The following is a 17,528-nucleotide window of genomic DNA, read 5'->3' as shown; positions in this document are numbered from 1 at the left end:
ATTTCTTTTGCTAGTTCTGGATTTGCATTCCCTGTGAAAATTTTAAGTTTCTTACCATCTTCAAATGCCATGTCTCGATACCCCTTTTGCTTTGTCAATAAACTTTGTTGCCCTTGGCAAACTTCATCAATACCTATTGTATACTATTTTTTATATGATATGCAAAAAAATCGTCAACAAATTTTTACATATTATTTATTCTTTTTTTTGAATGTATCGTCGGTTACCCAATTTTCTTTAACAATCTGTTTAGCTCGGCCTACGGCTAAGGATTTAGCTGGTACATCCTTAGTAATTGTAGAGCCTGCCCCCACATAGCTGCTACTGCCAATGGTAACAGGGGCTACCAAATTGCTATTACAGCCAACAAAGGCATTGTCTTCTATTGTTGTGCGATGTTTAATTTTACCATCATAATTCACTGTAATCGTGCCGCAACCAATATTAACACCAGCCCCTACATCGCTGTCGCCGATATAGGAAAGATGCGGGAATTTTGTGCCTGTGCCAACATTGCTATTTTTTACTTCCACAAAATTACCAATATGAACACTATCGCCCACTACCGTATTAGGGCGTAAGTGTACATAAGGTCCAATATCTGTATTGTTTTTGATTTCACAATCATGAGCATAGGTAAAATGGATATAGTTGCCATCCCCTACTTTTACATTAGTTAAATGAGTGTGAGGTCCAATTTCGCAAGCTTCACCAATGACAGTATGGCCTTCTAATATCGTGCCTGGATAAATAACAGTATCATTGCCAATCATCACATCGGTACCAATATAAGTGTTAGCAGGGTCTATCAATGTAACCCCTTGGGCCATCCAGTAATTATTAGTACGCTCTTTTAAAATGCGCTCTGCTACTGCTAATTGAGCTCGTGAATTAACCCCTAAAGATTCATCTGTATCAGCCAGTAAGGAGGCGCTTACACGCTCCCCTTTATTAACCAAGATACTCACTACATCAGTAATATATAATTCGCCTTGTGCATTATCATCAGATAATTCTTCTAAACAAGGCCAAAGCTTTTGACTATCAAAAGCATACATTCCTGTATTGATTTCCTTAACAGCGAGTTCTTCTGGCTTGCCGTCTTTTTGTTCCACAATGCGCAATACTTTGCCACTCGTCTCATCACGGATAATTCGACCATAACCGGTAGGATCCTCAAGACTAGCTGTTAATACGGTAGCAGCGGCACCTGTTGCTTCATGCTCCGCCACCAAGGCTTCTAAAGACTCCTTAGTTACTAATGGGGTATCACCACAAAGAAGCAAAATGGTACCTTCATAATCCTGAAGTAATGGCTTAGCTTGCTTAACGGCATGACCTGTGCCATTTTGTTCTTTTTGGGTAACAAATTCAGCCGCATCACCTAAGTAAGCTGTAACAGCTTCACCACCAAAGCCTACAATAACGATATTGCGCTCTGTACCTAATTCTTTTACCGTATTAAGTACGCGTTCCACCATGGGTTTTCCGCCCACTTTATGAAGTACTTTCGGCAACTTTGACTTCATACGTGTGCCTTTACCAGCTGCTAAAATTAAAGATGTAATTGGTTTCATTCTATTTAATCTCCTCATTAGGTGTATAGTAAATTGGCTCTATATCAATGCTCCGCGTTTCTTCATCCACTTTATTAAGACGAAGCAAGGCTTCATAATCATCCACAACTTTCGGATTTGGTAACGCTGTCGCCACTAATACACCCGTTCCTACAACAATGCCACCCATTTCTTGTACTAACTCTTTCATACCATGGGCGGTGCCACCAGCTTTCATGAAGTCATCAATGAGCAGTACTCTAGACTTAGGTGGTATGGCCCTTTTAGTTAATGACATAGTCTGAATCCGTCTTGATGAGCCCGTCACATAGTTAATACTAATGGATGAGCCCTCCGTTACTTTACTATCTCGTCGAGCTATTACGAGCGGTTTATTAAAGGCTCTCGCCACCATGACGGCCAAGGGAATGCCCTTTGTCTCTACAGTCATAATATAATCAGGTTTACGCTCCGCAAAACGAGTCATAAAGATTTCGCCTAAGCGACTTGTAATATGCCAGTCATATAAAATATCTGACATATACAAAAATCCGCCCGCTATAACACGGTCCTCTTCTTGCAGGCGACTCTGTACTTCCTTAAGCACAGACAATGCTCTAGCCCCCTGACGGTATGGGATAAAACGTACGCCTCCTGCTACACCTGCTACAGTCTCCACTGTACCAAGAGAAAAGCGTTGCAAGGAGTCTTTAACACATGTTATATCCTCGCTCAATGTAGATTTGGCTATATTAAAGAAATCACAAAAATAGCGCAAGGAAATTAATTCCTGTGGAGAATCTACTAGTAATTTGGTCAGCGCTACCATGCGCTCAACGCGTCGCACTTTTTCCAATGTAAACCTCCTCATACAAAAAAATAGCGTTGCCTTCATTGACAACCTTTTACTCTTCTAGAATACCATAAAAAATGAATTAAATACACACCTCTTCATTAAAATTCCTAACATTCCTATTAAAATGAATCAGAACGTTCCCATTTATCTTTATCCCCGCTCGTTTTTTCACACATCTATTGGAACTCCCCCTTATACACAAAAAAACCTTTGAGATTATCAAAGGTTTTTTGCTGCATTTTAGATGTTAACAAATTAAAACGACCTGTTTTTATAACATAACTCTAAAACTATTATTTAATTTAAAATATATACCATAACTTTTTGTCTACCATAATTGATAGCCTCACCATGGGAATCCATGGCTAAATCAATACGATTGCCAATAATGGCACCACCCGTATCGTCAGCTACAGCATATCCATATCCTTCTACATACAAGGCTGTTCCCAGTGGTATTACATCAGGATCAACTGACACATAACCGCGCTTCAGTAAATTACCTCGCGCTGTGTAAGATGAATTTCCTGGGTCATACGCTGAATATGCGCTAGCATCCATGGAAATAGCTTTTCTATATTCCGTAGGAATGCCTCTCTCCTTAGAAAGTAAGCTCATAGTGTGCTTATCCACTTCACCAGTTGGTGTTAAGCCATGTGCCTCTTGGAAGCGTTTCAACGCATCCGCCGTACCTTGACCAAAGATACCATCAACGGCCCCTGGTGAATAGCCACTACTAGCTAAACGGGCCTGTAAATCAGATACAGTACGTCCTCGGTCTCCAAAGCGAGACACCATCACTTGACTTCTCACATTACGAGATTGTTGTGATACTTCAAAATGTTTGTTATTCTCTTTAATTGCGTTCAGTGTGTTATCATCTACTTTACCTGTAATAGGCAAGTCTTTTTGCTTCTGAAATACGCGTACAGCATATTCTGTATTATTTCCGAAAACACCATCAGCATTGTCCACTAAATACCCTTGCGTAACCAACATACGCTGGACATATTGAACTTCGCTGCCACGATCACCACGCCCCACATCAGCCCATACAACAGATGTACATGCCATGAGAAGTGTAAAGAGAACCGTTACTATACTAAGTTTTCTCAATATTTCCACCTCATATCTAAATGCATATCTATTTTACAGTATTTTGGGAACTTTGTCAAAAATCCCCCTATTTGGCTAGTATTAATCACCACTTTTATCAAAATTCGAGGGGCTTTTTCCCACTATGATGAAAATCTTCATTTTTATTTTATACTAAATAGGACAAATATTTTAAATTGCTCTACCATATCCTGTAATTTTGAATCTTAGTGCGATTTTTGATTAAAAAATGTAACTATCATCTGTAAAATACAGCCCCACATTCTTTAGTTAGTTATTTACTTACTTAGTTGGTTATTTACTTAGTTAGTGGTTTAGAGCTTCAACTTTATTTATTGGGGCATGAATTATTTAATTATTTAATCATTTAATCATTTAATCATTTAATTATTTAATTATTTAACTATTGCGTTGTTTAGCTATTTGATTATTAGGGATTATAGAACAAAAACTCTTTAGAACAATACGTACGCAATTTACCTATAGCATTAGATTAAATAATCTAATGCTATAAACATTCATACTTCAAATTGTTCTAAAGAGTTTCCATTAATATAATAATACTACTTTAACTATATCCCTTTTATTCAACAACATGGTCCACATGCTCTATGGCAACAACAGAGTCTTTCTTTTCAAGAGATGACACATCTGGGGTGAAATAACGAAGTACTATAAAGCCACATACGCCAGATAAAATAGAACCAATGAATATCCCCACTTTAGCCATTTCTTGTGCATGCCCTGCTGGTAGCGCCAATAAGTTAACAAATAGACTCATAGTAAAACCAATACCACAGCAAAGCGCGATACCATATACATGAGCCCAAGTAGCATGCGTTGGCATTGGCACAATTTTAGTTTTTACAAGCACATACATAGTGCCAAATACACCAATTTGTTTTCCTAAAAATAGACCTAAAGCTACACCTAGTACGACTGGATGCAGTAAGTCTGACGCCTGGAAGTCACCAAAGGATACGCCTGCATTAGCAAATCCGAATAAAGGAATAACAACAAAAGTTATCCAATTAGCAATCGCTTTGTTCCATGCATTCATAGGATATTTTACAACTCCATTGCGAACGGCTTTATAAGGAATTGTCATGGCTAAAATTACACCAGACAAGGTAGCATGAAGGCCGGACTGGAATATGCAATACCATAAACCAATACCTAATACTAAGTAAGGTAATGGATGGATCACATCTTTTTTATTAAGAATAGTTAGTGCAAGAATAATTAATACAGCAATCCCCATATAGATAAATTGCAAATTAGCCGTGTAAAACGCAGCAATAATAATAACGGCAATTAAATCATCTACTACCGCTAAGGTCGTCAAAAATACTTTCAACGCCACCGGTACACGGGGCCCTATAATAGAAATAATGCCAATAGCAAACGCAATATCAGTAGCTGTTGGAATGGCCCAACCACGTAAATATTCGGCGCTATGGTAATTAAATAATGAATAAATAATAGCTGGTCCACAAACGCCAAAGAAAGCGCCAATACTAGGCAAGAAACGCTTTGCCCCAGTATTAAGTTCCCCCTCAATCATCTCATGCTTAACTTCCATACCTACGCCAAGGAAGAATATGGCCATAAGCACATCATTAATCCACAACTCTACGGACAAGGGACCTATAGGCATCTCTAAAAACTCAAAATACTGATGCGATTCTGGTGAATTCGCAATCCATACGCCTAATGCTGCTGCAATTAACAATAAAACCCCTCCAGCAGATGGCGACCTAACAAAAGACTTCACTAAATTCATAATAACCCTCTTCTTTCCTATTTATTACATTAAATCAACTTGAGCCAAAAGCTCTGCTAACACCATACACATAGCCTTCTATTTCAAGTGGATTCAATGTCATACATGGTATTATATCACCTTTTAAGGAGAAGTGAAATGTATTTTGTTTATACTATATATACATTTGTATAATGAAGGCAAATCAAATATACTTTTCACCACATGCTCGAGAATCAAAATTTGAGCTATAAAAAAAGTGAGCATGGTAAACTCCCTGCTCACTTTTTTCTCATTTCCTAACACTTCTATTGTAAGCCTAACAAAGTCTTAAGTTTACGAGTTTCTTCTTCATTAGCTTCAATTTCAGGGAATCTACAAGTTTCATTAATTGAATGCCCCAACAAATTCAAAGCGCGCTTCATAATAGGAGGAAAGTTTCTTCTGTAGCCATAAATTTCCATCAAAGGTAAAAGTTTGTTATATAACGCATTTACTTTGTCAAAGTCTTTTGTATTATATGCCTTTACTAACCCACTCCACACTTCAGGATACAAGTTAGATAAAGCACCAATACAACCTGCGCCACCAATCGAAACATTATCCAAGAAGTGAGAATCAAATCCGGAGTATACGGCAAAATCTGGGTATAAATCTCTTACTGCACAAATAATCTCTCTTGTATGTTGTGAATTATTAACTGTATCCTTATAGCCAACTATATTAGGGTGTTTCGCTAATAATTTCAATAATACAGACGGCTCTAATGTATTCGACGTCCTATCTGGATAATTGTAGATCCATATATTTCCTTTTATTTCAGAAGCTATTTTGTCAAAATATAATTCAATTACATTATCACTTAATCCATAATAATAAGGAGGCACTACACATACGCCATCAGCACCTTGTTGGATTGCATAATTAGAAAGTTCAATAGTTTCTGCTGCATCCATTGTACCAGTACCAACAAATAATGTAACGCGTTTATTCACAACTTTGCAATATAAATCAATAGCTGCCTTTTTTTCTTCTAGCGTCAAATATGCAAACTCCCCTGTACTGCCTAACGCTAAAATACCGTCAACACCATTTGCAATTAAATGTTCAATCATATGTGTATTGCCTTGCACATCTAGTTTTTGATTATCATCAAAAACTGTAACAATAGGCGTAATAATCTTTACCTGTTTCATAATTCTTCCTCTACAACCTAAAATATGCTCTCAATCTCTACCTAAGTAAGCTTAAAGACATTACATTCTCTTATGATTATAAATTATGCATCAGCATATGCTGATGCATAATTTTTAGCAGTTAATTAATTATACATAGTTACATACACGAGCAATCGCCATTTCAGTATATCCTAAGGACTCTGCTTTTGTATGTTTACCATTAGCTACTTCTACTACTTCTTCTAATAACTCATCGCCTAATTGAGACAGTGTTTTTTCCCCATAAATTACAGGGCTTGCATCAAAATCAATATTATCCTTCATATTATTGTAAGTAATCTTATTACCTGTAATTTTAATTACTGGAGAAATAGGATTACCAGTTGGGGTGCCACGACCAGTAGAGAATACAATAATTTGAGCACCACCGGCTACCATGCCAGCTACAGAAGATGGATCATTACCTGGAGTATCCATTATCACCAAACCAGTTTTATCTACTTGTTTTGCATAATCATATACTTCATTTACTGGTCTATGACCACCTTTATGAATACATCCTAGAGATTTTTCTTCTAATGTAGTTAAGCCACCAGCTTTATTACCAGGAGACGGATTACCTTCACGAACTTCTTCGCCTACTAAACGAAGAGCATCTTCATAACGATGAACAATATCATAAATTCGTTTAGATACTTCTGGAGTAGCACCGCGTTCAGCCAAGATATGTTCTGCTCCGATGAACTCAGTTGTTTCAGATAAAATACTAGTACCACCTAAATCAACAATTCTATCGCTTAATTCACCAATTACTGGGTTTGAAGCTAAACCACTAGTTGGGTCGGAACCGCCACATTCTGTACCAATAATCAGTTTAGATAATGGGAATTCTTTCTTTTGAAGTTTAGAAGCTTCTTGAACCATTTCACGAGCTGCTTTTGTCGCTTTTTCAATAGTAGAAATACTGCCGCCACACTCTTGAATAATAAATGTTGCAAGAGGTTTATTAGTTCTTTCACGAATAGCAGCTTCAACTAAATCCATTTGGCAGTTTTCACAACCTAAAGAAATAATTACAGTACCATATACATTAGGGTTAGCAGCCATACCTGCCATAACGTCCATGGTAAACTGTTGGTCAACGCCAACTTGAGAACAGCCGTTTTGATTATTAAAAGTAACCGTGCCCTCCACTTGATTAGCAACAATACGGGTTGTATCAGAAGCACAAACACTGGCAGGAAGAATCAATACTTTATTGCGAATACCTACTAATCCATCTGGTCTTTCATATCCTAAGAAATTCATAATAACCTCCTATAATTCTTCACGATGACTTTCAACATTATGAGTATGTACATGTTCACCAACATGTATTGCATTGCCTGCTAAACCAATATGTTGACCATATTTTACTACAGGTTCTTTTTCTTTCATTTCTTTGATTGCAATTTTGTGATAAATTGGCACATCAGCTTGTGCTGTAAGTGTCACTAATTTATCATGATCCATAAATCTCACTTCACTACCTTTTTCGATAGGTTCAATTACTACTGCTACTGTATCAGCCGCATCAATTCTTACTGCATTCGATTTCATACCTATACCTCCGCTTGTTTAATATCAAATTTAGGTGAGCCATATTTCTTAACCCACCAGTTAACCATAATTGGTACCATAATTGCGGTAAATACTGTTGATGCTGCCACTTGCGCCGTAGCAACCCCAACATAAGGAGCCCAACTTGGATCTACAAGCCCAATTACAGCTGGCACAGCCACCGCATTCCCAGCTGTAGTTGCAACAGCCCAGCCTGCATAACCAGGACGACCAGATATCTTTCTGTCACATAATACGATAAAAGCACCACCTACAAAGCATGTAATAACACCTAATAGGATTCCAGGTAAACCACCACGAACAATATTCATTAAGTCAATACCAGCACCAAGAGTTAAACCTACGAAAGGAATTAAAATTGCCCCTGCTGGTTCCATAAATTTTCTAAAATCTACATCAATATTACCTAGAATCATACCGATAATTACGGGAAGAACTGTAGCAATTAAAGCCATTAAAGGAATATTGGCTAAGCCAGACGCGCCTAATGCAATCATTGTAAAAAGAGGACCATCATTTAAAGATAAAAGAGGCATTACCGCTGAATCTGTTTTGTCTCCATAAGTTTCCATTAAAGCCAAATACATCGAACCATTGGAATTTGTAACTGCACTGATAACTGCTAAAGAAGATAATCCTAATATACCAGCAGGGCCAAATACTTTCCCTATTACAATTCCTATAGCTGCACCAATAGCAAATTTTGATAATAATAAGACGCCACCGCGTTTAAAAACTTTAGGCATATCTTTTAATTGTAATGAAGTACCAAGACAAAATAACTGAATCCCCATTGCAGTTGCTGCCCCTGCCGATGAGAATGTTGCAGTTGTAAATGAACCTAGTTTTAAAAATGCCGGAAAAAATGTATTCAACAAGGAACCAATTATTAGAGGAACTAGCATCATCCCTGCCGGAACCCTCTTCAGAAATCTCATTATCATTCTACTACCTCCTTTATACCATATCCTTATATGACTAAAAATGAATACCTATTCTACTCACTATATCCTCGTTTTACAAAATCACCTCTTATAAATATCCTAACCTCTCTTGATTTTCGTATATCCAAACTAGTTTGTATTTCTTTACAAACACTATACCACACAACTTATAAAATTACAACTAGTAATTTTAAATAGAACTTAAAATCATAATATTTTTACTTAAGTAATATTAAATCAAATAAAATTATGTTATGATACAAGTATAATTTTTGTACTCATATACTGGCTTTTAGTCAAATATATGATGTACTACTACAAAGGAGTTATTTATGACCGCAACAACTGTACATAGACCAACTGAGCGTGTAACCGGCGTTTTAGAAACTCTATTTCTGTACCCTGAAGGATTATCGTTAACTGATCTATCAGCAAAATTAAATATACCTAAAGGTACTTTGCAACCTATCTTAAAATCCTTAGAGCAAAGTGACTTTATTGATTTAGATCCTATTACTAATCTGTATAGATTAGGAATTAAAATTTTAATCTTAAGCCGCAATGTAAAAGAAAATACAGACGCTCTTCTTTTAATAAAAAAAGAAATGCAGAAAATTGTAGACAAGACAAATGAAATCTGCCAATTAGCACTCCTCATGAACAATGAAGTATTTTACTTGGAAAAAATTAATGCCCCTAATCAAATACAGTTATTTTCTCATGTAGGAAAAAAACTGCCAGCCAATTGCACCGCTATTGGTAAAGCACTACTATCGACAAAAAGTGCCAAAGAAATAAAAAAACTCTTTCCAGAAGGTTTGCCAAAACTAACTGAAAAAAGTATAGATGATATGAACATTTTAATTAAAGAATGTGAAAAGATTAGTAAACAACATTTTGCAGAAGAAATTGAAGAAGCATCTCCAGATGTAGCTTGTGTAGCTATTCCGCTTCAAACTCCAACAGGAAAAGGCATCGCCGCAATAAGTGTTAGCTACCCTACCTTCCGATTTTCTCCTAACAAAAGAGACTTAATTATCCAAGCACTTTTAGATTCAAAACAACACCTTGAATCAATTATTGCTGGTTTAAATATTAACGACTTATATTCATAAAAAATGTTCTATAAGAAAAAAGCGATAGATATACAGATTAACTCTACCTCATAGAGCTAGCTTGTATATCTACCGCTTTCTTCAATTATTACATATAAACTATTTTACAAAAATAAAAACCGCACCAAAGTGCGGTTACATGGTGACCCAGGAGAGATTCGAACTCCCGACCTTTTGATTCGTAGTCAAACGCTCTATCCAGCTGAGCTACTGAGTCATATAAAGTTGTTTGTGATAAAATGGTGACCCAGGAGAGATTCGAACTCCCGACCTTTTGATTCGTAGTCAAACGCTCTATCCAGCTGAGCTACTGAGTCATTTTTTAGCACTCAATTATATTACCATAATCTTTAGTGCTTTGCAAGTGAAATTTTATCACTCCATTTCATAGAAGGAGCGACCTAAAAGGTCGCTTTCTATAATGGTGGCAGGGGCAGTAGGACTTGAACCCACAACCAACGGTTTTGGAGACCGCTACTCTACCAATTGAGCTATACCCCTATGTCTAGCATCAAGTTAAACACGCTTGCGTCTCACTTGATACTAGAATATAATACCAAATCAAAATTACTTTGTCAAACATAAACTTGAAATTTTATAAACTTTTCACACTATATTATTATGGTCCACGTCTCGTATTATTAATCTTACACATTATATTAATCTTACATATTATATTAATCTTACATATTATATTAATCTTACGCATCATAGTATTAATCTAACATATTATAGTATTAACTTTAGGATTACATCTTATCCATTATACTTTGGGATTACATCTTATCCATTATAGTATTAATTCTAGGACTATATCTTACGCATTATGCACTTTACCTAGTAGTGCCCGACTAATGATAACCGCCCCTATTGTTTCTACCACACCTAAGCCTAAAGATAACCATAGAGCCGATTCAGCGCCACTATATAGTAAGGTAGTTAAAAATACATTTAAAATGGCAAAATACGCTACGCTCGTCATTGTATAGGCTAATGAATAATTAGCCAGTACAGGACTTTCAAAATCAGGATCGCAAATACGAAGTAATAATACGCCCGTTAAAAATACACCTGTTGACATTCCCATGGTCGCTATCATATGTTCGAACCAATAATCTTTAAGCCACGCTTTACAGGTAAACCATAAGAAGCCAATAGTTAAAACATATCCTAATAGACACATAACTAAAATTGGTACGAAGAATGTCATAACCGCTTTAATCGGCATACTACCAATAGCAGCGACTACAGCAAATTCAGTTAAAGAACCAGAAATTTTACTCTTTACCTTGCCATCGATTAAAAAATCAATTTTTAACTTACAAATGCCCCACCACACAATAAACATAACAACGATACAATACGCCCAAATAGAAATGTCTTTAAGTACAGGAACTTTCGCACCTTTTACAACACCTAAGAACCAATAGGAAATAGCACATACACCCATAATAATCGCCAAATGAAAGGCATAGGAATCAATAGATGATGACATTGTAGTATCGCGCCCCATAGATGGCTGTTTAGTTATATCCTTGGTGTAACCAATTTTAAAGCTTTCTGGAATATCTCCTGGCTTTTTCAATATAGCAGTTTGTCCACGTCGTGCTGCTATATTAATTAAAATCATGCCGAGGACAATCCCCCCTACTAAACCCAAAGTTGCTGTTGTAATCGCAACCCCTTGGGCCACTTGCCAAAATGGTAAATTCATACTTTGCAGCATATTCCCTAATAGCCCCGCCGTGCCATGACCGCCTACATAGCCTAAACCTAGTTCCCAACCAAAGGTAGGATAAAAATCATAGGCACTACCAAAACCTATTTGCGTTAAAAACCCTAGAGAGAATTGAAACATGGCAATAGCACTTCCAATTAAAGCTAGCGGCATAACATTTTTTAAAGTATTCCCACTAGATGTAATTTTTAATCCCAATGGTACCGATGCCACTACAGGAACAATTAAAATGCCAGGAATTAGTGCATAAAATGTGATCCATTCCGCTGGTAATGGCAACCAATTTAGCCCTACAGGACCAAATATTAGTAATATAAAGCCCCCAATAACAGAAGCTGGAATAAATGTTTGTTGTAAGACTTTTACTTTGGCCCTAATAAAAGTACCTAATAAAAGAAACATACTCAATACACCTAAGGCAAATAACATATCTGCCATCATTTTACTAGTCATACCAATCGCCCCTTTCACTGCTATCAACACGGATTACACTCTAAACTGTATACTTTGTCTCTTGTTATTATACAGTTGTTTCAGCGGAAATTAACTATATCCTATAGAATAATAAATTATACAAAAAAATACTTTCTAACAAATTGGAGAAAGTACTACTGTTCTATCTTGTCCAAGAAAACTTTAAAATACATGATAAATAAAACTATAATAGGTAAATACCATACTTTTTTAACACTTAACAATTGACATAATTTTAAAAAGTATAATAAAAAAATTAACAATTATAAAAAAGTTTTCCTTGCATTTTAAAAAAGTATTTTCATATAATAAAACTAACAAAGTATATTTATGAGTAATTTAATTATACAGTTAATATAAAAAAATGCAAATATTTTAATCAATATTTTTTTACATTTCTTCTTATTTATGTATATTTTTTATTACTCTTCTACAGTTCCTTAAGAAAGGAGTACTCCTATGTTCAACATTAAAGAAGCAGTTCAAGCACAGCACTCTCAAGTCATCGACTGGTATAAACATTTACATCAATATCCTGAGCCATCCTTTGAAGAGTTTAACACCACGGAATTTATTAAAGAAAAGTTAACTGAAATGGGCGGCTTTACATTAAGCCAAATTATGCCAACTGGCGTTATCGCTGAATTAAAAGGAGGCAAGCCAGGCAAAACTATTGCCCTTCGTGCTGATATTGATTGTTTAAAAATGGATGAATTAGGAGATTATGATTTCGCCTCCAAAAAAGAAGGTCTAATGCATGGTTGTGGTCATGATTCGCATACGACTATGCTCTTAGGGGTAGCTGCCATTCTTAGCAAGTACCAAGCGGAATTACCTGGCACATATCGCCTACTCTTTCAACCAGCCGAAGAATTACCACCTGGAGGCGCTATTGAATATATTAAGGGTGGCGCCCTTGATGGGGTTGATTATATCCTAGGGCAACATGTTATGCCAACAATTCCTACGGGACAAATCGGCCTTAGAACTGGTGCCATGATGGCGGCGTCAGACCGCTTTGATGCTATTATTAAAGGCAGTGGCGGTCATGCATCGCAACCGCACCTCACCATTGATCCTGTTGCCATTGCTGCTGAAATTGTAACGAACCTACAACATATCGTATCTCGTGAATTAGATCCATTAGATCAATTAGTTATTAGTACTACCCAATTTCATGCAGGCTCAAGCGCCGTCAATGTAATTCCTGGTGTGGCTGAAATTGGTGGTTCCGTACGAAGCTTTAGTGACCATGCGCGCCAATATGCAGCGAAACGTATTGAGGAAATTATTAAAAGTATTGCTGCCACACACCGTGCTACTGCAGAAGTAACCTATAGCTTTGGATACGATGCAACGATTAACAATGCTGAGGTAGCTACTACAATTCGTAATATTATTGCTGAAGAATACGGCGAGTCAGCGCTTCCTACTATTGACCCACTTATGGGTGCTGAAGATTTCTCTCGCTATCTTCGTGTAGTACCAGGTTGCTTCTTCTTTCTCGGCATGAGAAATGAAGAAAAAGGCTATGTACATCCTATCCATCATGGTTGCTTCCGTGTTGATACAGATGCTCTGCCAATGGGTATGGAAGTTATGTTACGGGGTGCTATTAAATTAGCAGAATCCTAATAAGTCAATCTATATAAAGTTCTACATAAAGTTCTATATAAAATTACTTAATTTTAATTAAACTTAAGTAGCTTTGTGTAAGTGCAAGAATATGTATATAGGTTTATATAACTTATAACACTTAACCTTCTCACTAGAAGAATTAAATAATCACAACTAAGTATATGATATACACCGACCTTTGCCTGATGAAACCTTTCGTCAAACGGCACTTCGAACTATGCAGCATAATGTCTTCATCACCTCCGTTAATGCTCTAAGTCAAACTGGTGAATTAGTCAATATTGACGGCACTGGTAATCGTATTGCCTGCTCGCTCTTTGGCTCAAATGAAGTATTTTTCGTATTAGGCATCAATAAAATAACACCTGATTTAGCTTCGGCTATTTATAGGGCACGCAACATAGCAGCCCCACAAAATGCTTTAAAAAATAAGAAAAATGGGCGTACACCTTGCGTGGTAAATCAAGACCGATGTTATGATTGTTACTCTAAAGATCGCATATGTAATGCATTGACTATTTACTATAAGAAAATGAGAAATATGGATAGTATGGAAGTTATTATCATCAATGAAGAATTGGGATTTTAATTAACTTATAAAAAAAGACATGTCATCTAATCAATGTAATTCTAAGATTCTATTATAATTCTTAGAAGACTAATTAGTATGACATGTCTTTTTATTAGGTTCTTCGTATGATATAAAATCTACACTTTATATCATCTCGTATTAAATATGTTTTGTTCTGTACATATTATTTTGTATATAGTTTGATTACTTATTTTTGAATTTTAGCACCATATATATCTCTATAAATGCCGGCTTCTTTGTCGTCTTTATTGTTGGCACGTAAACGTTCAATTTTATGACGATCATTATCTTCACCAGCTACACGATCTACACGGCTGTGGTCAAGATTCTCAAGACGAGTAATTTCAGGATTGAATTCATCAATAGCACGAGCCATATTTGTATCAATAGCTGCACCATTTTGTAGGGCACGATATACTACTGCTGCAAATTCATAACGAGTTAATTGACGATCACCTTTAAACTCACCATCTGGATAGCCTTGAAGTAAGCCTTGGTCAGCTAATGATTTAACATATCCATAAGCCCAGTGGTCTTTTGGTAAGTCATTGAAGTTCTTAGCTGCCCCATTAACTTGTGCACCAGCTACACCAGCAGCTTGACCTTGACGTAATTGAGCAATCTCAGCACTTTGTGCTTTAACAATGCGTTTTAATTCTTCCACATCTTTAGCCAAGGCCACTTTTGAATTAGTCACGCCATTGCTTTGACCTACTTTAAAGCTTAAGCCTGCATTAACCATATTTTCGCCATTGCCCATAGAGCCTGCTACGGAAAGCATAGTATCTTCATTAGGACGGTAGAAAGCACCTACTGCCATAGCATTAGCATCTTTATAGTTACCATAACCTACTGCAAAATTCCATTTGTCATCAGCATTGAAATCCAATGGATGAAGCGCTGCTAATGCGGCTGCACCAGCACCAACTTTATTCATGCGATTATCTAAAGAATTAGTTTGTTGTTGTAATGAAGCAATGCTGTTGCGATTATCTGCAATATTAGCAGCATTAGTTTCAATAGCTGCTTTATTATCAGCAATAGCATCAGCATTCTTATTAATTAAATCGGTATTAGCTTTAATGTCTTTTTGAGTATCTTCGCGAAGTTGATCTATTGCCTGAGAATTTCCTTGATTTCCATCATTAACGGCTTTAATTGCATCATTAATATTAGATGCACCAGTGCCACCAATATTGTTATTTACAATAGTACCATCTTCACCAACCTTTGTACCTAATATTGTAGCAACTGAATGAGCTACATTGCCAAGCACTTGGTTAGTTGCATACAACTGACTACCATTGATAGCATCTGTAGATTTTTCAGAAATTTCACCAGATGCTACATTGATGATTTGACGTTCATTATTCTCAGACCCTACACTAACAACGCCTTTTTCTGCACTACCAACACCTTTAAACTCACCATATCTAATTCCATTTATATTAGCCTCAGCAACACTTGTAGCTGCACGGTCTGTAGATTTATCACCTAAGATAACACTATTGCTTTGAGTGGCTACAACATTATTACCTAAAATAGAGGTATTATTGGCTTTGATAGAATTTTGATTACCAATAATATTTAAATCATCTCCAGTAACTTCTCGTGTTTCTCGACCTTCAAAAGTAAAGCCATTATTGTAGCCAATAACATTTACTTGATTGCCAACAGCAGAATTACCAAAACCAATAAGATTTAGGTATTTACCGGATACTTTTCGTTTATTTTTACCAAAGGAGTATCCATTTTGACTCCCCATAGTTACAATGTATCCATTAGTTCCTTTAAGATTTGGATCATCAATAATTTTATTATTATTCCCAATTGTTTGAACAAAATTGCCTTCAGCTATGGAGTTATACTCACCTATAGCAATATTGTTTGAAGCAGCTTCAGGTTTTGTCTTTGTCATAGTATTATAACTACCAACGAAAATGGCATGCTCATCAGTAGGAATCACGGTGTTACTAGTGCCTTGATTTACAGTTGCTGCATGGCCTGCACTTGGTAAAAAATGGCACCACCTAATAAAGATAATGCAATTAATTGTTTCAATTTGTTTTGTTTCAACATTCTCAGACAGCCCTTCCTTACTATCAAAATAAATACTCCACAATACAACAGTCATGTAATTGCTAGACCAAAATAATAAGGACTTTATCAATAAACGCCCTTATTAACGCTTAATAATCACATGTCTTTCATATTATATTAATTTAGTTTATAGATGTCAATATTTATTATATTAAAATTTAGTAAGAAATAATTTTGTATAATTAAAAATATTGACTATTATTTTATTCATCAGTTTTATTTATAAAATGAGACGTATTTGAAAAAAGGTACTATCATTAAAAATGACTACTACTATTTGAAAAACTTGAAATATTACGATTTTTAATAGCCTATCTATATTTTTCATTAGAAATGATACTTATTAAAATCAAAAAATATCTTATACATAGTGACAAAAGTACATGCCTTTTAGTTTGAAGTTTTTTGAGATAAATTTCCTGTATAGCTTCTACATAATTTTCTTCTTGTACTATATTTCCACTTTATAAATACGTCCGTTCAGATACTATGGACTTCATCTAACGTTCGCCTTTACCTTTATAAATACTTCCGTTCGAAGGCTGTGGACTTTTTCTAACGTTCGTCCTTCCCTTTATAAATACTTCCGTTCGAAGGCTGAGGACTTTTTCTAACGCTCGCCTTTACTTTTATAAATACTTCCGTTCGAAGGCTGTGGACTTTGCTGCGCAAAGTCTTACGCCTCGAACTAAGCGATTCGCTCTAATTTATGCGTCGCTTATGCTCCTTTAAATTATGCTCACTGCTTAACGCCCCGAACTAAGCGATGTTCTATGTTTTATGTGTCGCCTTGCTCCTTTAAAACATGAACCCTGCTTACCAGGTGCCCTGGGAGGATA

At 36.1% G+C, this 17,528-nt stretch carries 13 protein-coding genes and 3 tRNA genes; 3 read left to right on the top strand and 13 right to left on the bottom strand.

Going from position 1 to position 17,528, the window contains the following annotated elements:
- Window positions 1–191 precede the first annotated feature (191 nt).
- The 8 genes from glmU to Q0376_RS04455 all read right to left on the bottom strand — a co-directional run bounded on the left by glmU (window position 192) and on the right by Q0376_RS04455 (window position 9,026).
- Window positions 192–1,577 carry a bifunctional UDP-N-acetylglucosamine diphosphorylase/glucosamine-1-phosphate N-acetyltransferase GlmU gene (gene glmU / locus Q0376_RS04490; RefSeq protein ID WP_298704572.1) on the bottom strand — a complete coding sequence of 462 codons (1,386 nt, stop codon included), beginning with the start codon at window positions 1,575–1,577 and terminating at the stop codon, window positions 192–194.
- Window position 1,578: 1 nt separating this feature from the next.
- Window positions 1,579–2,412: a pur operon repressor gene (gene purR / locus Q0376_RS04485; protein ID WP_298704569.1), complete on the bottom strand. Its 834-nt coding sequence runs from the start codon at window positions 2,410–2,412 to the stop codon at window positions 1,579–1,581.
- A 297-nt stretch (window positions 2,413–2,709) separates the two neighbouring features.
- The gene (locus Q0376_RS04480; RefSeq protein ID WP_298704567.1) at window positions 2,710–3,486 is read right to left on the bottom strand and encodes a peptidoglycan-binding protein; all 777 of its coding nucleotides are present in this window, start codon (window positions 3,484–3,486) and stop codon (window positions 2,710–2,712) included.
- A 625-nt stretch (window positions 3,487–4,111) separates the two neighbouring features.
- A complete protein-coding gene (gene nhaA / locus Q0376_RS04475) occupies window positions 4,112–5,311 on the bottom strand; it encodes a Na+/H+ antiporter NhaA (RefSeq protein ID WP_298704563.1) in 1,200 nt (399 codons plus the stop codon).
- 287 nt (window positions 5,312–5,598) lie between these two features.
- A complete protein-coding gene (locus Q0376_RS04470) occupies window positions 5,599–6,486 on the bottom strand; it encodes a dihydrodipicolinate synthase family protein (RefSeq protein ID WP_298704560.1) in 888 nt (295 codons plus the stop codon).
- 129 nt (window positions 6,487–6,615) lie between these two features.
- Window positions 6,616–7,776 (bottom strand): UxaA family hydrolase, encoded by a 1,161-nt coding sequence (locus Q0376_RS04465; RefSeq protein ID WP_298704557.1) that lies wholly within the window; start codon window positions 7,774–7,776, stop codon window positions 6,616–6,618.
- A 9-nt stretch (window positions 7,777–7,785) separates the two neighbouring features.
- Window positions 7,786–8,067, bottom strand: a complete 282-nt coding sequence (locus tag Q0376_RS04460; protein WP_298704554.1) for a UxaA family hydrolase — start codon at window positions 8,065–8,067, stop codon at window positions 7,786–7,788.
- Between the two features lie 2 nt (window positions 8,068–8,069).
- Window positions 8,070–9,026: a 2-keto-3-deoxygluconate permease gene (locus tag Q0376_RS04455; RefSeq protein WP_298704551.1), complete on the bottom strand. Its 957-nt coding sequence runs from the start codon at window positions 9,024–9,026 to the stop codon at window positions 8,070–8,072.
- A gap of 338 nt (window positions 9,027–9,364) precedes the next feature.
- Here Q0376_RS04455 and Q0376_RS04450 point away from each other — a divergent pair, with 338 nt between their 5' ends.
- Complete coding sequence (locus Q0376_RS04450) at window positions 9,365–10,147, top strand: IclR family transcriptional regulator (RefSeq protein WP_298704548.1); 783 nt, start codon at window positions 9,365–9,367, stop codon at window positions 10,145–10,147.
- A gap of 140 nt (window positions 10,148–10,287) precedes the next feature.
- On the opposite strand, the gene Q0376_RS04445 is transcribed toward Q0376_RS04450, so the two are convergent.
- The 4 genes from Q0376_RS04445 to Q0376_RS04430 form a co-directional block, all read right to left on the bottom strand.
- Window positions 10,288–10,364, bottom strand: a tRNA-Arg gene (locus Q0376_RS04445).
- 23 nt (window positions 10,365–10,387) lie between these two features.
- Window positions 10,388–10,464, bottom strand: a tRNA-Arg gene (locus Q0376_RS04440).
- 108 nt (window positions 10,465–10,572) lie between these two features.
- Window positions 10,573–10,648 (bottom strand) — tRNA-Trp (locus Q0376_RS04435).
- Window positions 10,649–10,964: 316 nt separating this feature from the next.
- On the bottom strand, window positions 10,965–12,338 hold the full coding sequence (locus Q0376_RS04430) for a sodium/glutamate symporter (protein WP_298704545.1): 1,374 nt from the start codon (window positions 12,336–12,338) through the stop codon (window positions 10,965–10,967).
- Window positions 12,339–12,818: 480 nt separating this feature from the next.
- Here Q0376_RS04430 and Q0376_RS04425 point away from each other — a divergent pair, with 480 nt between their 5' ends.
- Complete coding sequence (locus tag Q0376_RS04425; RefSeq protein ID WP_298704542.1) at window positions 12,819–13,994, top strand: M20 family metallopeptidase; 1,176 nt, start codon at window positions 12,819–12,821, stop codon at window positions 13,992–13,994.
- A gap of 220 nt (window positions 13,995–14,214) precedes the next feature.
- The gene (locus Q0376_RS04420) at window positions 14,215–14,586 is read left to right on the top strand and encodes an LUD domain-containing protein (RefSeq protein WP_298704540.1); all 372 of its coding nucleotides are present in this window, start codon (window positions 14,215–14,217) and stop codon (window positions 14,584–14,586) included.
- Between the two features lie 190 nt (window positions 14,587–14,776).
- Here the strand turns inward: Q0376_RS04420 and Q0376_RS04415 are convergent, their stop codons facing one another.
- Window positions 14,777–16,723 (bottom strand): YadA-like family protein, encoded by a 1,947-nt coding sequence (locus Q0376_RS04415; RefSeq protein WP_298704537.1) that lies wholly within the window; start codon window positions 16,721–16,723, stop codon window positions 14,777–14,779.
- Between the last annotated feature and the right edge of the window lie 805 nt (window positions 16,724–17,528).

It is taken from the genome of uncultured Veillonella sp., assembly GCF_937981445.1.
Taxonomy (GTDB): domain Bacteria; phylum Bacillota; class Negativicutes; order Veillonellales; family Veillonellaceae; genus Veillonella_A.
This window is presented reverse-complemented; position numbering and strand designations above follow the sequence as displayed.